15 protein-coding genes are annotated in these 15,215 nt (G+C 44.9%); 6 read left to right on the plus strand and 9 right to left on the minus strand.

The window, feature by feature from the left end:
* The 3 genes from Q502_RS11320 to Q502_RS11330 all read right to left on the minus strand — a co-directional run.
* The coding region (locus Q502_RS11320; protein WP_374704113.1) for an Ig-like domain-containing protein at nt 1-1,153 on the minus strand (1,153 nt) is incomplete at its 3' end.
* 91 nt (nt 1,154-1,244) lie between these two features.
* Nucleotides 1,245-1,886 carry a DUF4230 domain-containing protein gene (locus Q502_RS11325; protein WP_099829980.1) on the minus strand — a complete coding sequence of 214 codons (642 nt, stop codon included), beginning with the start codon at nt 1,884-1,886 and terminating at the stop codon, nt 1,245-1,247.
* 26 nt (nt 1,887-1,912) lie between these two features.
* Nucleotides 1,913-2,323, minus strand: coding sequence for a DUF5362 family protein (locus Q502_RS11330; RefSeq protein ID WP_099829981.1), 411 nt, complete (start codon nt 2,321-2,323; stop codon nt 1,913-1,915).
* A 445-nt stretch (nt 2,324-2,768) separates the two neighbouring features.
* On the opposite strand from Q502_RS11330, the gene Q502_RS11335 reads away from it, so the two are divergent.
* Nucleotides 2,769-3,725, plus strand: coding sequence for an aldo/keto reductase (locus Q502_RS11335; RefSeq protein WP_099829982.1), 957 nt, complete (start codon nt 2,769-2,771; stop codon nt 3,723-3,725).
* A 316-nt stretch (nt 3,726-4,041) separates the two neighbouring features.
* A complete protein-coding gene (locus Q502_RS11340; protein WP_108702527.1) occupies nt 4,042-4,203 on the plus strand; it encodes a transposase in 162 nt (53 codons plus the stop codon).
* Between the two features lie 417 nt (nt 4,204-4,620).
* Here Q502_RS11340 and pruA read toward each other — a convergent pair whose 3' ends face one another.
* The 4 genes from pruA to Q502_RS11360 are packed head-to-tail and all read right to left on the minus strand — an operon-like array spanning nt 4,621 to nt 9,458.
* Nucleotides 4,621-6,192, minus strand: a complete 1,572-nt coding sequence (gene pruA, locus Q502_RS11345; protein WP_099829983.1) for an L-glutamate gamma-semialdehyde dehydrogenase — start codon at nt 6,190-6,192, stop codon at nt 4,621-4,623.
* 12 nt (nt 6,193-6,204) lie between these two features.
* The gene (locus Q502_RS11350; RefSeq protein ID WP_099829984.1) at nt 6,205-7,353 is read right to left on the minus strand and encodes an FAD-binding oxidoreductase; all 1,149 of its coding nucleotides are present in this window, start codon (nt 7,351-7,353) and stop codon (nt 6,205-6,207) included.
* A complete protein-coding gene (locus Q502_RS11355) occupies nt 7,337-9,154 on the minus strand; it encodes an FAD-dependent oxidoreductase (protein ID WP_099829985.1) in 1,818 nt (605 codons plus the stop codon). The genes Q502_RS11350 and Q502_RS11355 overlap by 17 nt, the downstream gene beginning before the upstream one ends.
* The gene (locus tag Q502_RS11360) at nt 9,147-9,458 is read right to left on the minus strand and encodes a (2Fe-2S)-binding protein (RefSeq protein WP_099829986.1); all 312 of its coding nucleotides are present in this window, start codon (nt 9,456-9,458) and stop codon (nt 9,147-9,149) included. The genes Q502_RS11355 and Q502_RS11360 overlap by 8 nt, the downstream gene beginning before the upstream one ends.
* Nucleotides 9,459-9,674: 216 nt before the next feature.
* Here Q502_RS11360 and Q502_RS11365 point away from each other — a divergent pair, with 216 nt between their 5' ends.
* The 3 genes from Q502_RS11365 to Q502_RS11375 are packed head-to-tail and all read left to right on the plus strand — an operon-like array spanning nt 9,675 to nt 12,483.
* Complete coding sequence (locus Q502_RS11365; RefSeq protein ID WP_099829987.1) at nt 9,675-10,415, plus strand: glycerophosphodiester phosphodiesterase family protein; 741 nt, start codon at nt 9,675-9,677, stop codon at nt 10,413-10,415.
* Entirely contained in the window at nt 10,412-11,179 is a 768-nt protein-coding gene (locus tag Q502_RS11370) for a YdcF family protein (protein ID WP_099829988.1), read from the plus strand. Before Q502_RS11365 ends, Q502_RS11370 begins: the two co-directional genes overlap by 4 nt.
* An 11-nt stretch (nt 11,180-11,190) precedes the next feature.
* Complete coding sequence (locus Q502_RS11375) at nt 11,191-12,483, plus strand: carcinine hydrolase/isopenicillin-N N-acyltransferase family protein (protein ID WP_099829989.1); 1,293 nt, start codon at nt 11,191-11,193, stop codon at nt 12,481-12,483.
* On the opposite strand, the gene Q502_RS11380 is transcribed toward Q502_RS11375, so the two are convergent.
* Entirely contained in the window at nt 12,476-13,075 is a 600-nt protein-coding gene (locus Q502_RS11380) for an MBL fold metallo-hydrolase (protein ID WP_243392326.1), read from the minus strand. The two genes, Q502_RS11375 and Q502_RS11380, sit on opposite strands and share 8 nt — an antisense overlap.
* Nucleotides 13,076-13,330: 255 nt before the next feature.
* Here Q502_RS11380 and Q502_RS11385 point away from each other — a divergent pair, with 255 nt between their 5' ends.
* The gene (locus tag Q502_RS11385; RefSeq protein WP_243392327.1) at nt 13,331-15,004 is read left to right on the plus strand and encodes an HD-GYP domain-containing protein; all 1,674 of its coding nucleotides are present in this window, start codon (nt 13,331-13,333) and stop codon (nt 15,002-15,004) included.
* A gap of 26 nt (nt 15,005-15,030) precedes the next feature.
* Here Q502_RS11385 and Q502_RS14340 read toward each other — a convergent pair.
* Nucleotides 15,031-15,215, minus strand: a 185-nt coding sequence (locus Q502_RS14340) for a hypothetical protein (RefSeq protein WP_220152704.1), incomplete at its 5' end; no start/stop codon positions are given.

The raw sequence follows: 15,215 nt of genomic DNA on the forward strand, positions 1-15,215 counted from the left end.
ATACTGTTGGCGGTCTGTTGACTTCGTTCACTCTTATTCTAAAAGCTGCAGTACTTGTTCCACCCTTCTCGTCTTCCAGGAATACTGTAACAGATTCCTCGCCAGCTTCGCCGAAACGAGGAGTGTACTTGTACTTGCCATCGACAATTTCTCCCGGTCCTTCGATAGCAAAGCTTACCTCGTCTCCATCGGGATCGATAACCCTTTCGACGAAGTCAATTTCCACTGTATCGCCCTCGTTCAAGACGATGTCACTTAAGAGAAGCTTTGGGGGACGGTTAAAGTCTTTGACTTCGACCTCGAAGCTTGAAAAGGCTTCGTTCCCGTAACTGTCTTCTACCCTGATAATCACGCTCTTCGTTCCAGCATCTGCAAAAGAAGGCTCATATACGAATAAACCATCTTCAAGTAGTCCAGGACCTTGTTCTATACTGAAGAAGATTTCATCTCCATCTACGTCGACGACAGCAGAGGCAATATCCACCGATATACGTTCTCCCTCGTTGACTACTTGATTCTTGATTTGCATTACTACTGGTGGAGCATTGACATCAATGATTTCGAGTGGAATGTCGCGAGCTGTCTCATTACCGTGAGTATCTCTGGCAATTACTCTCAAGACGCCATTACCGGCATCGTTGTAGCCTGGGGAATAGGTGTAGATACTTCCTTCCAGCTCGCCCGGCCCCTCAACCGAGAATTCCAGGTTGTCTCCATCTGGATCAACGGCAATTGAATTCAGGTCTATAGAAAGCGTCTCTCCTTCATTCACTACAACAGGAGATGTATCGATTTCGGGAGGTCGATTCACCCTTATCACATTAACAAGCATTTCATCTTCAGAGCTCTTTCCTTGTTCATCCGTTGCGCGAATCCTGACAGCGATCTCCCCAGCGTACGAAAACCCTGGTTCAAAAGTGTAAGAAAAGCCAGACAAAACACCGGGCCCATCTATCAGTTCAAGAGCAACCTCGTCAACTTTTTCATCACTGACAAATTGCTTCAGATTCACAGAGAGCTTTTCACCCTGGTTGACCACCTGCACAGGTAATTCTATCTGCGGCTCCTTGTTTAGGACTCCGGGAAGCGTAATAATAAGTATTATTGCAGCCACACCAGCAACAACTAGAACGTAGACCATCCATCTCTTCATAAACATCCCCCTTTCTATCTAATCGAAACCTGAGTTCGTTGTATTGATTGACCTAAATGTTTTCATTTCGTGGACGTCAGCTTCTGTAAGCTCAACCTTTTCTTTCACTTCTGATCGTTTCAGATGAAGGTTGTGCGTCAGGCACCTGATCTTGCTCAAAAAGAACAACTACCTCATCGAATCCCATTCCAAGAAAGAGCCCATGAAAGAAGTTTCTCGCGCTTTCTTTTGAAGTCTCTTCAACCCCCATCTCATATGCACTCTGAAGTGCCTGTTTCTCAATCTCCTTACTGTATGACTGAAATGTCTTAAGCATATCCCTGTTACCAAAGATTCTTACGAGTACTCCGCTTTGATTGATTACTTTGATGTCTGGAATCTTACTCTGAGGTATCGTCACTTCGAGTTTGGGAGCAGGAAGGGTGAGTTTTATTCTTCTTGCTTCACCTTCATGGACCTCTATGGAATCTTCCCTTAATCTCCTCAGATCGAGATAACCACGTACCTGGAATGGAACGATGAAGATGAATCGTTGGACCGTTCCTGGAACGAGACTTCCTCTCTCGGGTTCGAAAATCAGCAAGGTAGTCATCTTGGCAGTGCTCAACTCAGAGATTCTCTCTACCTTATGGATTATCGATTCCGATTTGAAACTCGTCTTCTTTCTCGACTGGAAGAAAAGGAGAACGAGTATAGCTATTATTGCGAAAAGTACTATATTCAGAACGAACAACTAGTCACCTCCAAAGTTTGGCTATTTCAGAAGCTATTCATGTAATTTGCCATTAGACTACCCATAGCAGCCATGGAAACTATTGTTATAACTATGAATACAAGGGCTAGGATTATTAGTATTCCCTGAATTCTGAAGTAATGTCTAAGGCTGTCAAGCGCAATTTCCAAGTTGATTGACGCCTTTGATTGGACAAACGAGTCTAATTCCTTCTTCGAACTCCTAAGTTTCAGCCCCATAATCAAAGCAACTACTGCGCTTATAGCACCGAAAATCGAGAAGGGGTTTGCCACCATACCTACGATAGACCCAATAATCCCAAGAACGGCACCTACTATAGTCCATATACCGACAAATCCAGCCCAATAGCTGAGACCGCTCAAAGTTTGATAAGTGATACCTTCTATGCCGGATACCCCATCCGTTCTCTCCAACATATGCAACACCTCCTCTTCTTATCTCACTCCAAGTTTATCAGAGAAGAAAGAAAATCCATTCAACAACTGAGTTGTGTGTAACGGGTTCACTCCAATACTCTTTCTGTCGATGATAAAAAGTCGCCAAACGTTGATCCTATTCATATGTAGAAATCGAAGTCCAGATACTGTTGATGAGATCAGGGATTTGCCGAGTGCATGAAAGAAGCGGTGGACGGGCAACCAGAGGCTTACCATACGCAGTTTGACTGGCCGTTCTGGCTGCAAAACAAACCTTGCTCCGGCCCTTATCGTCCTGCTTTTTGACATCAAACCACGCTCTCGTGTTCTCAAAAGCTTTTTGCTAACCGATTGTCGTTTCCCCCTTCACATGATCTGTTTCAAAGAATACAATGATATAATTAAAACAATCTATATCGGCATTGAGAAGGAGGTTCGACAAGTTATGGAATATCGCAAAGTTGGAAGAAGTGGTCTTCTTATTAGTGAGCTGAGTCTCGGATCATGGCTTACTTTTGGAGCGCAACTAGATATCGATAACGCAAGAGAAACCATGAGAGAGGCATATAAAGCGGGAATTAACTTCTTTGATACCGCTGAGGCATACGCCAGCGGTATGGCCGAATCAATGATGGGCGAGATCCTGAAGGAGTTCAAAAGAGAGGAAGTTGTCGTTTCCACGAAGATCTTCTGGGGAGGAAGCAAACCAAATCAGAAGGGACTCTCAAGAAAGCACCTTCTTGAGGGGACCTGGAATTCTCTCAAACGACTCCAGCTTAATTATGTTGATATACTATATGCTCACAGACCGGATCCCGAGACTCCGATGGAGGAAGTAGTCCTTGGAATGGATTACATTGTCAGAAACGGTCTTGCCTTCTACTGGGGGACATCTGAATGGAGTTCTAAAGAGCTGGAAGAAGCCCACAAAGCTGCCGAGAAGTTGAATGCCATTCCTCCTGTTGTTGAGCAGCCGCAGTACAACATGTTTGTGAGAGAAAGGGTTGAATCGGAGTATCAGTCTATCTACAAACAGTACGGTCTTGGTCTTACTGTTTGGAGCCCTCTTGCCAGTGGTCTTCTTACGGGGAAGTACAACAGTGGTATTCCGGAAAACAGTAGGTTAGCCAAGTTCCCCGGTTTGAAAAAGCACCTTGAAGAGAACAGAATATTCTCTGAAGAAAATCTAAGAAAGGTTGCCAAACTGGCAGATGTCGCAGAGAAGCTCGGGACGGGACTCGCTCAGCTGGCACTTGCCTGGATCCTCAAGAATGAAAACGTTAGTTCAATTATCCTTGGAGTTAGTAGGGTTGAACAGCTTAGAGAAAACCTCAAAGCCCTAGATTTGAAGGAAAGATTGACCGACGATGTTGTGAAAGAAGTAATGGCGATAATCGATTAAGATTCTAGTCTCAATAAATGGAAAATGAGAAGGGAGGCGTTATAAATACTGAAGAAAGCATTCTTGTTACTCTCTTGATCTTTCGTGATCATGTTCGCGAGTTCATGCTTGTACTTGTTTCCAGTATCTATTCCGATCGTTGAAGGGATAAAAGAAGCCATTGATTTTGAACTTCGCGGGAGTTCCGTTGCGTTTTCGAGCTTTGCCTTCGGAACCGAGACAGTTCCTTAGTTGGACGAGATCATTTGCGTATTCACCCCCCAGGGGAATTGGACAAGTAAGTTAGGAATAGTAGACTAAGAAGGGGTGAATATGGATGAAGCATCCGAGAGGCAAGAGTTATGATCCTGAGTTCAAACTTAGATTAGCTAAGGAGTTTGCAGAGACAGACAAGACACTTGAAGAGATTGCACAAGAGAATGGAATAAGCTCCAAGGGTTTGCGAGGCCAGAAAGCAGACGCAGTTGGATCTTCCTGACAATTTCGCAGTTGTTGGTCTTGAAGTCATGGCGCGAGTTGAATGGGCTCTCCAAAACCCTCACCCACAAGACTCAATAAACATCGACTTTTACGTGTTCAGAGAGCCAAGAAAACAAAGATCTGCCGAGGTTTTTAGACAACCCGTCTGTCATAGCAGATCACAGGCTATTTAATGTGATTAATCCGGGAGAAAACTATTTCGAAATTGAATCGAGAGATTCCAAGGCTCTGGAAATACTTCTCGAGATTATCACTGGTGGGATGGCATAAGATATCCATTGGGTGGCAATCTACAAATATGCCGCCACTTCAACTTCAACAGCAACCATCCATCTCAGCGGAACAGTTTGGGTCAAGAGAGTTGTGGAGCGAAATTGATAATGCAAGAAGGGCCCGCAAAGGGCCTTCTTGCATACTAGAGGATTTTTTCGCTAATCGATTTTCCCTGGAGGAAAAGCAGCAAATAATCTCTTCCACCTGCTTTGGAATCTGTACCAGACATATTGAATCCACCGAACGGTTGAACGCCTACAAGTGCTCCAGTACACTTCCTGTTAAAGTATAGATTTCCAACGTGAATCTCTGCCTTAGCTCTCTCGATTCTCTTCCTATCCTTGCTGTAAAGCGCCCCGGTTAGTCCGTACTCCGTACCGTTGGCAATCTCGATTGCGTGATCAAAATCGTGTGCTCTGATAATCGCTGTTACCGGTCCGAAGATCTCTTCTTGTGCAATCACTGCATCAGGCGACACGTCGGCAAACACTGTAGGCTCTATGAAATATCCTTCTCTTTGGAGAGAGTTACCTCCGGTTATCAATTTGCCTTCTCTCTTCCCAACATCAATGTAGCTCAGAATCTTGGCCACTGCGCCTTCGTTGATGACGGGGCCGATGTAGTTGCTAGGATCAGTTGTATCTCCGACGGTTAGAGCCTCGGTTTTCTCCTTCACTAATCGAACTATCTCGTCATAGACATCCTCGACCACGATAATCCTTGATCCGGCGGAACATTTCTGCCCTTGAAAGCCAAACGCACTAGCTACAGCTCCAGATGAAGCTGCACAAATATCGGCCGTTTCATCAATGACCACACAGTCTTTGCCTCCCATTTCCAGAACCACTCTCTTCACCCATATCTGCCCATTGTTATGCTTTGCCGCCAGTTCGTTAATTCTCAATCCAACTTCTTTCGAACCCGTGAACGAGATGAACCTTGTAAGCGGATGCTCTACCAGATAATCGCCGATTTCACTTCCCGAACCTGGCACAAAGTTGACTACCCCATCTGGAAGTCCCGCTTCCTTAAGTATTTCAACAAATTTAGCAGCTATCACCGGTGAGTCCGATGCGGGTTTCAGTAGTACACAGTTTCCCGAAACTGCGGCCGCTGTTGTCATACCAGCCATAATCGCCCCAGGGAAATTCCAGGGAGGAATGATTGCCCCAACTCCTAACGGGATATATATCAGTTCATTTAGTTCGCCTGGAATCTGAACAAGTGGCTGAGGACTCGCGTATCTGAGGGCTTCTCTAGAGTAGAATTCAAGAAAGTCTATCGCTTCTGCAAGATCGGCGTCTGCTTCTATCCAACTCTTACCAACTTCGAGAATCATAGTTGCATCAAGTTCGAACCGTCTTTCCCTCATAATGCGTGCAGCTCTTAGGAAAGGCTTGACCCTTTCTGAAGCCGGCAGCCTGCTCCATGTTTTGAATGCTTGATAAGCGGTTTCCATTGCCTTGTCCACAAAGTCCTTGTTGGCTTTTGAAACCCTCCCGACGACTTCATTTGGATTTGCTGGATTTGTTGAGATGATTTTCTTGTCGGTCGAATAGTATTTGCCTCCGATGAACAGATCATAATCCTTACCTTGAGATCGGATCTTCTCAAAAGCATGATTCATTAAGGATCTTACGTCGGGATCGTCGGGATTGATATAAGGCTCGTTTGCAAAAGGCGGGATTATCTGGAAATCTGTCGCTTCAAACATCTTCGTAACCTCCTATACTACGTTTTTTTCTATTGTAAAGCCTTCCTGGAATCTATTTAGGCTCAGGTTTGAAATGTCAACGCTTCTCGGTTCTCCATGTACTATCCATTCGGCGACAGCCTCTCCAACAGCCGGTGCTAACATGAATCCGTGACCGGAGAACCCAATTGCATAGTAGAAGTTATCAATATCGACGGCGCGATCGATGATGGGTTGAGCATCGGGAGACATGTTATAGAGACCTGCCCAGTGTCTCAATACTCTAACGTCGCGTAGGAATGGAAAGAATTTAGGCATCTTCTCGGTCATTTCTCTTAGGAACTTCCAAGTTGGGGTAACATTATGTCCAGGGAGTTCGTCCTTGTCACCCTGCCCCATGATGAAGTTTCCCGCCTTTGTCTGTCTTATGTAGAAGTTATTCTCGAAACTTATGACCAGCGGATCCATAATATGCTCTAGAGGCTCCGTTACGAAGATCTGGTGTCTATAGGACTCAGTAGGAAGCTCAACTCCAGCCATCGCCCCCACCTCATGGGAGTATCCGCCGGCAGCGTTAACGACAACTTCTGTTTCGATCTTACCTTTGCTTGTTTGCACAGCCACAATTCTTCCATCTTCGGTAATGATATTTTCTGCAGATGTATGAGTTAAGATCTCAACCCCCATTCTCTCAGCGGCCCTAGCATATGCAAACGTTGTCAGGTGAGGATTTGCGTGACCATCACTTGAACAGTAAGCGGCGGCTCTAACACCTGACATGTCGATAAACGAGAACTTCGAAGATGCTTCGTTTTTTGACAGGAGCTCAACATCAAGATTCTCTTCCTGTTGCATCTTGGTGTTTCTTTCGAAAAGCAAAACCTCTTCTTCTGTGTAGGCCAGAAGAAGATAACCTCCCTGAAAGTATTCGATATCGAACCCCACTTCGCTTTCGAATCTCTTAAAATGCTCAACACTCCGCATTGCCAGTCTCACATTCATTCTCTCAGACCATTGCTGTCTTATGCCTCCGCCACACCGACCAGTAGAACCTGAAGAAAGATAGTCTTTTTCAAGAACAACAACATCGCTCACACCATTTTTTGCAAGATAGAAGGCAACTGCAGTTCCGATTACACCTCCGCCGATAACAACAACTTTGTACCTACTCTTCACTATCATCAACCCCAGTTTCAGCTATTGCTTTGAAGCTTACAGGCATAGAAGGTGGTCTGAATATCCCTGGAGCAAGCTCTTCAACAGGCACTCCCGTCTCCCTTGACAGAATCATCAAAGTATTTAGTCTGCACGTCCTACCTCCGCAGGGTCCCATACTTATTCTCAAGTACCTGCGCAGTTCTTCGAAATCCTTATACCCATCTTTTATCGCTTTTCTTATCTGATCTACTGTGACTTCTTCACAACGGCATACAATGGTTTCTGCCTCTTGTGAAGGCACGAAAATGTTTCTAACTCCTTGTGCAACTTCCGAAGGAACAATGATGTAGACAAGATTTGTTTTGTTTGGAGACCTTGCTACTCTTTCCACCTCTGCCGTACATATCACTTCCCCATTCCTTCCCAATGCACTTACATACTGACCCTTTACGGGCAGGGGAAGAAACTCGTAGGGGATACCGATCGATGAGGTTCCGTCTTTGTTCTCTCTGAACATAAAAATCGCAAGACCTGGGCACTTAGTGGCGCAAATGCTACAACCAGTACACCTGGAATAGTCTATTGTGGGAATAGAGTTGATGTTCTCTCCAACTCTTATCGCTCCAACCGGACAACTCGTTTCGCAAGGATTACAGGGGATCGGCTCAAAGCACTCGATTATGGGTCGCAACTTTCCTTTGTAGCTATCGAAGTCACATTCAATTCTTTCACTGAAAGAAGCCTCCTCAACTTTCCCTCCGAGTTTTCTTATACCGGACCTCGTCTTTGATGAAGAAGGACCACTGCGGAACTTCCTTAATGTTTCCTTCAAGTAGTTCAGCCGTTCCTGATCACATCTGCCAGTTAAGTCTTCAACGATTGTAAGTCCAGCAATTCTTCCTTCTATCATTGCCGTTGTTGCCTCTTCTATTCCCGAAACATCACCAGCCACGAACAGGTCGGGTATTGAGGTTCTCATGTCATCATTTCTCAGAGGGACATAACCTCCTAACTCCTGTATGTATTCAATCACGCAACCAGCTTGGGCAGCTAGTTCTATCGATGGGGATAATCCCACTGCGATGCATATGGTATCGACCACGAACTCTCTTTCTGTTCCCGGAATCGGTCTCCATCTCTCGTCAAGCTCAGAAACCACAGCTCCTTTGACTGAATCCTTTCCGATGGCTCTTGAGATTGTGTGCCTTAGATTTACTGGGATACCCAGTCGTTTCACTTTGTCGGCATGCACCTGATAGCCCCCGATTTTGTCAGAAGCCTCGATTATTGCTTTTACCTCTGCACCGGCCTGCATAAGCTGGTAAGAGACAATAAGGCCGATATTTCCCGACCCGATCATCAGAACATTCGTGCCGGGAAGAATACCGAACTGGTTCATGAGAGTCTGGACGGCACCGGCTCCGTATACACCTGGTAGATCATTGTTCTCGAACTGCAGGAATTTCTCTGATGCGCCCGATGCTAGAAGTATCTTCTTAGGCATTAACACTTCAGTCGTGTCCCTTTTCATATCTACTACTGGGACACCGTCGGGATAGATTGCGATGACAGAGTGCTCCGTCAGTATTCTGGCATTCTCGAATGAGTTCAGCTCTTCGTTCAATCTATCGGCTATCTCATATCCCCTAACTGACGCAAAGAAACCCTCATTGCCAAAGAACTTGTGTGTCTGCTTGATGAGCTGTCCTCCAGTGGAAACCGCTTCATCTACCAGCAGTACCGACAGACCGCTTCTCGCTGCTTCTAATGCGCCAGACAATCCGGCCGGTCCACCGCCTACAACAAGAAGATCGAGATTATTCAATGATCTCACCCTTGCCTGACTGCCTTCTAACTTTCATTCCGGGTCTCACCGGAGTTATGCAAGTGCGAACATTTGGTTTTCCATCTACTTCCATTAAGCAGGAAGAACACTTTCCTATTGCGCAGAAAAGCCCTTGAGGGCGGTTTTTCTTGGGGCTGTATCGCAGATTTCTTATACCATTTGCATGTAGAGCAGCCGCAATGGACTCACCCAAATACGCCAAAAGCTCTCTCCCTTCGAAAAAGAAAGTGATCTTCTCGCTGCGCTCAAACGAAAGCAATGGATGCTCAGTAATTCTCTCCAAGGTATCGCCTCCATATAATGTCTATTACAAGTATAATTCCTTTTCTTCTCCTGAAGAAAATCAGCATATTCACGTATACTCATGAACAGGCAAAGTATGCTGCTATAATTGTGAATATGTGCAGTTGCCGGAATTGAGGAGCGAGAAACGGGGTTTCAGATGTAAGTCAAGTTGATTTGCATTGATGAAAGTCATTTGCAGGAAACGGAGGTTCTTATGGATTCCAGACCTATAATTCTAGGACACAGGGGCATGGGTATAGGGGATGGGGAAAATTCCCTCCTTTCTTTAATCAAGGCAGTTGAGATTGGAGCAGATGGTGTAGAACTTGATGTTCAAATTACCAGCGATGGGGTGCTTGTAGTGAATCACGATCCCGATCTGAAGAGAACATTCGGGGCAGACGTTGTAGTCGGAGAGACGACTTTCAAGAACTTGAAGAAGATGAATCTCGTCAATCCAGAAGGCCTTACCACGCTCGAAGAAGTTTATCTTGAGCTTCCCGAAACGGCCTATATAAATGTTGAGATCAAGGATCCCCGGGCCGCTGATGTAGTTGTTCCGTTGGTGAAAAGCTTCAATGCGATGGAAAGAACTCTCTTCTCTTCCTTCCATCACGATTGTATGCGAAGAGTTAAGGAATGTGATATTCAGGCGAATATTGGGCTTCTTATCGGTGAAGAAGCAAGGGGAAAGAATCCTGCCAAGTATTTTGAAGAACTCATGGAGTACAAACCATTTTCATTTAATCTTCCGGTTCAGCTGTTTGATGAGATTGGTTTTGAGCTGGGAGTGAGTCTCATCGACTTTGTCAGAAGCAGAGGAATAAAAGTTGCGCTTTGGACTCTAAACGATCCTGGACTACTTTTGAAGATCAAGGGTGAAGCCGACATAATAATAACTGACAATCTTCAAGGTATAATGGCTGCACTTGGAGGAAAGAGCGAAAGAAGGTGACGGCATTGCTGTATCTTGAAAAATTCGCTTCGGCAATATTGACACCGCCAGGACTTTTCATACTCATCTTTCTAATAATTGCAGTTATCTTGATCAGAAAGGGCGAAGAAAGACGGACAAAGGTAATAGGAATTGTTGTTATTGTTCTGTGTTCCTTTGCGTATCTACTTTCAACTGGTCTTGGTACTTACCTTTATCTTCAGCCTTTAGAGAGGGCATACACTGCTCCTCGTGCCGTGAACGGTCAGGCAATAGTGGTACTAAGCAGTGGGATAGTCATTTCTCCTGAAGGTCAGGTGCTCGACAATCACACCGTAGCGCGGTTATCGAAGGCATATACTCTACATCTTCAGACAAAGTTGCCGATAATTGTGACAGGATCATTCATGCCCGGTCGATCAACGTCTACTGTTGCCGAGCTAATGAGGGATTGGCTTCTTGATCGAGGTGTCGCATCTGCCAGGGTGATTGTCGAGCCTAGAGCTCAGACAACCTGGGAAAATGCGAATTATACGGCAGATATCTGCAGTCAGTTCAACTGGAGCAGTGTAATTCTCGTGACTTCTGCCGTTCATATGAAAAGGGCGGTAAGTTCGTTTGAGAAGTTCTCTCTACGTGTTACGCCTTTTCCAACGGATTACATGTATGACCACACAAAACTCAGCTACGTAGATTTTCTTCCTAACCAGCGGGCGCTCGATGCAAATCTTTCTGCTCTTCATGAGTATTTTGGGCAGTTGAGATATCTTCTGAAGAGTCCATAAGAAGTGAGATCATGTGTGATTCCTTTGTAGTTCTTGGTAGTTCTACAGCAGATGGCAGAACGATTTTCGGAAAGAACAGCGACCGTGAGCCAAATGAACCGCAATCGATCCATTTCTTTCCTCGTTTATCAGGTAATGGAACGGATTTGTTCACAACAACGCAGAGAGTCAGCCAGGTTAGCGAGACTAACGCGATCCTCATTTCGAAGCCATCGTGGATGTGGGGTGGCGAAATGGGAGTCAATGACAAGGGAGTTGTTATAGGAAATGAAGCGGTTTTCACGAAGGAGACGGTCCGGAGAGACGGTCTCCTGGGTATGGACATATTGAGGATTGCGTTGGAGAGATCGGAAAGTGCCGAACATGCTGTCAAAACGATTGTTGAGTTGATTGAAGATTACGGTCAGGGAGCTAACGGAGGTTTCACCAAATATCTATATTATCACAACTCTTTTCTGATAGCAGATAGAGAAAATGCGTGGGTTCTGGAAACCTCCGATAGCTATTGGGTTTCGAAGAAGGTGAAAGGATCTGCCGCGATATCAAACTGTCTGACTCTTGGAGACGACTTTGATGATGGTCATCCTCAGGTCATTCGAAACGCAGAAAATCACGGATGGCATAAGCCCGGGAAAGCGTTTAGCTTTGCTGAATCATACGAAAAGAAACTAATTAGGAAATTCTCGGGCGCAGGAACAAGACTTAGAAGAATGCAAGAGCTTCTGGAAGAGGGAGAAGTAAGTATCGAAAGAAGCTTTGAGATTCTTAGAGATCACGAAAATAGCAAACACCTCGGTTCAATGCGAAATATTTGTATGCACGCCGGTGCCTCATTAGTCAGCAGTCAGACTACTTCTTCGATGGTAGTTGTTCTGGGAGAGAAGCCAGAAATATGGATAACTAATAGTAGTGTCCCCTGTCTATCTGTGTTCAAGCCAGTATGGTTTGATAGCTACGAATCAAGCCTTCCATTTGACGAACCGGAAGACGGGATCAACTACTGGGGGAGCTGGGAGAAATTCATCCGGCTAGCCATTCTACGAGACTCAAAGGCAAAAGAGTTGTGGAGAGAGTACTGCCTTCAGTTTGAACAGGATCTGTTGTTGACTGCCGGGAAAATGAAAGCAGATGATCTCTCGGAGCAGGCATTCGATAAGAGCAGGAATATTGCGAGAAAAATGACCTCGCTTCTAGAGGAAGAAGAGGTAGAAGCAGGCTTCTTCAATAGAAAGTACTGGAACAGACAGAACAAGAAGCTTCAGGAGCTGAAATCAAGGAACTTCAAGAAGGAGATTCCTACGTGAAAAAGGGGTTCTCCCTAAGAATACTTTGAGCCGTCGTTTCCGGTCCGTGGCCTGGAAGCACTATCAAATTAGGTCTTTCAATGAAGAACTGCTTGAGCTTTCTAATACTCCTCTCCATCTCTATTCCATCGCCGTCTGGTAAATCAGTTCTTCCAACCGAATTCGAGAAGACTGTATCGCCAGAAAAAAGGTATCTCTCTCCGTACATGAAGCAGCAGGAACCCTTTGTATGTCCGGGAGTGTGAAGACACTTCCAGGGTCTGTGAAGAATCTCGGGAGTTACAATCATGCCTTCTTCTATAAGAAGACGGGTTTTTCCGAAAAAGGTGAGAAGGCTTTTATTTGGATCTAGTAGTAATGGTCTGTCCAATTCATGTATAATAATCGCGCTTGCGGCAATCTGATCGGCATCGTGTGTGTGATCGGCATGACCGTGAGTTAGAAGAATGCGTACTTGCTTGTCGCTCACAAGTTTGGTAAACTCTTCTGAGAGACCATAACCGGGGTCTACAATTGTTAGCACTTCCTCTTCTTCTATCACATAACAGTTCTCATCCAGAGCTTTGGCCAGGAGTTTCTTGACTTCTACCATAAACAGCCCTCCCGTCGAAATCGTTCCAGACACCTGCAAAGTCATCAGATATTGAGCAATTCCTATTGTCAGCACTTTAAACAGCGCTAACACTCATGGCAGGCAGCAATAATTGATGCTGAATGTCACTGAATAGCATGGACAGTGACATTAGTTCGCTTTTCTGATCGTAATGCATCATAATTAAATTTACTCAAGAGATTTTACCAGAAAGGCGGTCGCATGATAAAATATCGAGGGGAAGAGGAGTTGGATTTGAAGAATTCTAGAGTTTGCGGTCTGGCCTTAAGATTCAATTATGATGATCCCGAGAGTTTTAGGTCTGAGCTGAGGGCTATTCTTGATGAAGAGGATCTCTCGAGAGAAGATCTCGGGATATTGGTAGCTCTTGATTTTGCATACTCTCAAACATTCGACGAGACGGGTGTATTTGACTTCTCCGATGTGGAAAGTGAGCTTCTGGCAGAAGGAATATACTTTCTAGCGTATTTTTTAGCCAGGAATTCAGAGGACAAGATTGCTTACCTTGTTTCTAAGCTTGCAGTGGATCTAATTGCAAAGGAATGTGGAAAGGAACAGGAAATCAACCTCAAAATGCTCCATATGATGACTTCATTTGAAATGGGCTTTGGAGACGAAACACTCTCGCTTTTCGCCGAACTCGTGAAACTGGAGGAGTATGTACCGACCCAGAAGCGCTTTGAATACTACAATGATCTTGGCCTGGTCTCGACTCAGCTCCAGACCGGTGACAATCCATGGAAATTCTATGAGAGAGCAAAAGAAGTGGCCGAATCACCGGCAAGAATGCAAATGGTTCAGCTGAACATGATCGACTATCTCTACTCGAAGAACAGATTTGCTGAGGCAATAGAGCTTCTTGACCTGGTCCAAGGATGCGATGTGGTTTCAATAAAAGGATACAAACTAATGATTAACTTGAAGATTCTTCTTCAAATGAATGACCTCAGCAGAGCGGCAGTTATTGCCGAACAACTTGAATCGCTCATAAATTCTCATATCGAATGGACAGACATTGCAGTATCATATATTTTTCTTGGACACTTCTACGTGAAGAGCGGTAACGTTTCCAGAGCGGAGAATTATCTCAATCAACTCAAGTCTCTTCCGGATGAGTCTTTGACCAGTTACATCAAGGGAGAAACGCTGATTCTTGAAGCGTCAATAATGCAGGTTAAAGGAGAGCACTTTAGGGCTCTTGAAAACTCTGTTGGCGCATTCGAGTCTCTTACTCTCTACAGTACAACATCGCCTCATCTGAAGGACTTTGTGAACAATCTTTTCGAGAGCATCTCCTCAGTTTTCGGTCAGCTTATCAGAGAGTTAAGGCTTAAGGACGACTATACTGCTCTCCATACGCTTCGAGTCCTAAAAATTTGCTATGAGTTCGGAAAGGAACTTGACCTAGAGAAGATAGATCTTTTCAATCTTTCAATTGGCGCGATGTTGCACGATTATGGAAAGGTGGACATTCCTTTCGATACGCTGAATAAGCCGTCGTCTTTAACCGAAGAAGAGTTTACGGAAATAAAAAGACACCCGGTATATGGCGAACGTTACTTGAGAGACCTGAATTTTCCGAAGGCAGTAAGAGACATTGTTAGGCACCATCACGAGAGAATAGATGGAAACGGTTATCCCGACGGCCTGAAGGGAAACGAAATCCACATGCTTGTTCAAATAGTTGCGGTGGCCGATGTCTTCGACGCGCTGACAACCGACAGGCCGTACAGAAAGGCCATAACGAAAGCAAGAGCGCTGAAGTACCTAGAAGAAAAAGGCGACCAATTGATCTCAAAAGGTCTCCTCACAAGATTCATAGAATTTTCTCAGCGCAAAGAAATAAGTGTTAAAGAAGAAGAAATAACTGCATTGTGGCGTTCAATAATCTCCGAGCTTTTCAAATGAATCGGAATAATGTCAACTCTAATAAATCAATGACCTTCAGGAATCTTCCACAGACCCGGTCCACCATCAACGGTTATCTCGTCCTCGGGGATCTTCCAGAGTCCAGGTCCTGCAAAAGCCATACTTCCAAAAGCAACTAAACCCAACAGAATGATCGCAACAATCTTCTTCATTAAAACAACCTCCCTTAATCCCAACAGGCTAAGTGTAG

Origin of the sequence: Mesotoga sp. Brook.08.YT.4.2.5.2. (genome assembly GCF_003351125.1) — a bacterium.
Taxonomy (GTDB): Bacteria; Thermotogota; Thermotogae; order Petrotogales; family Kosmotogaceae; genus Mesotoga.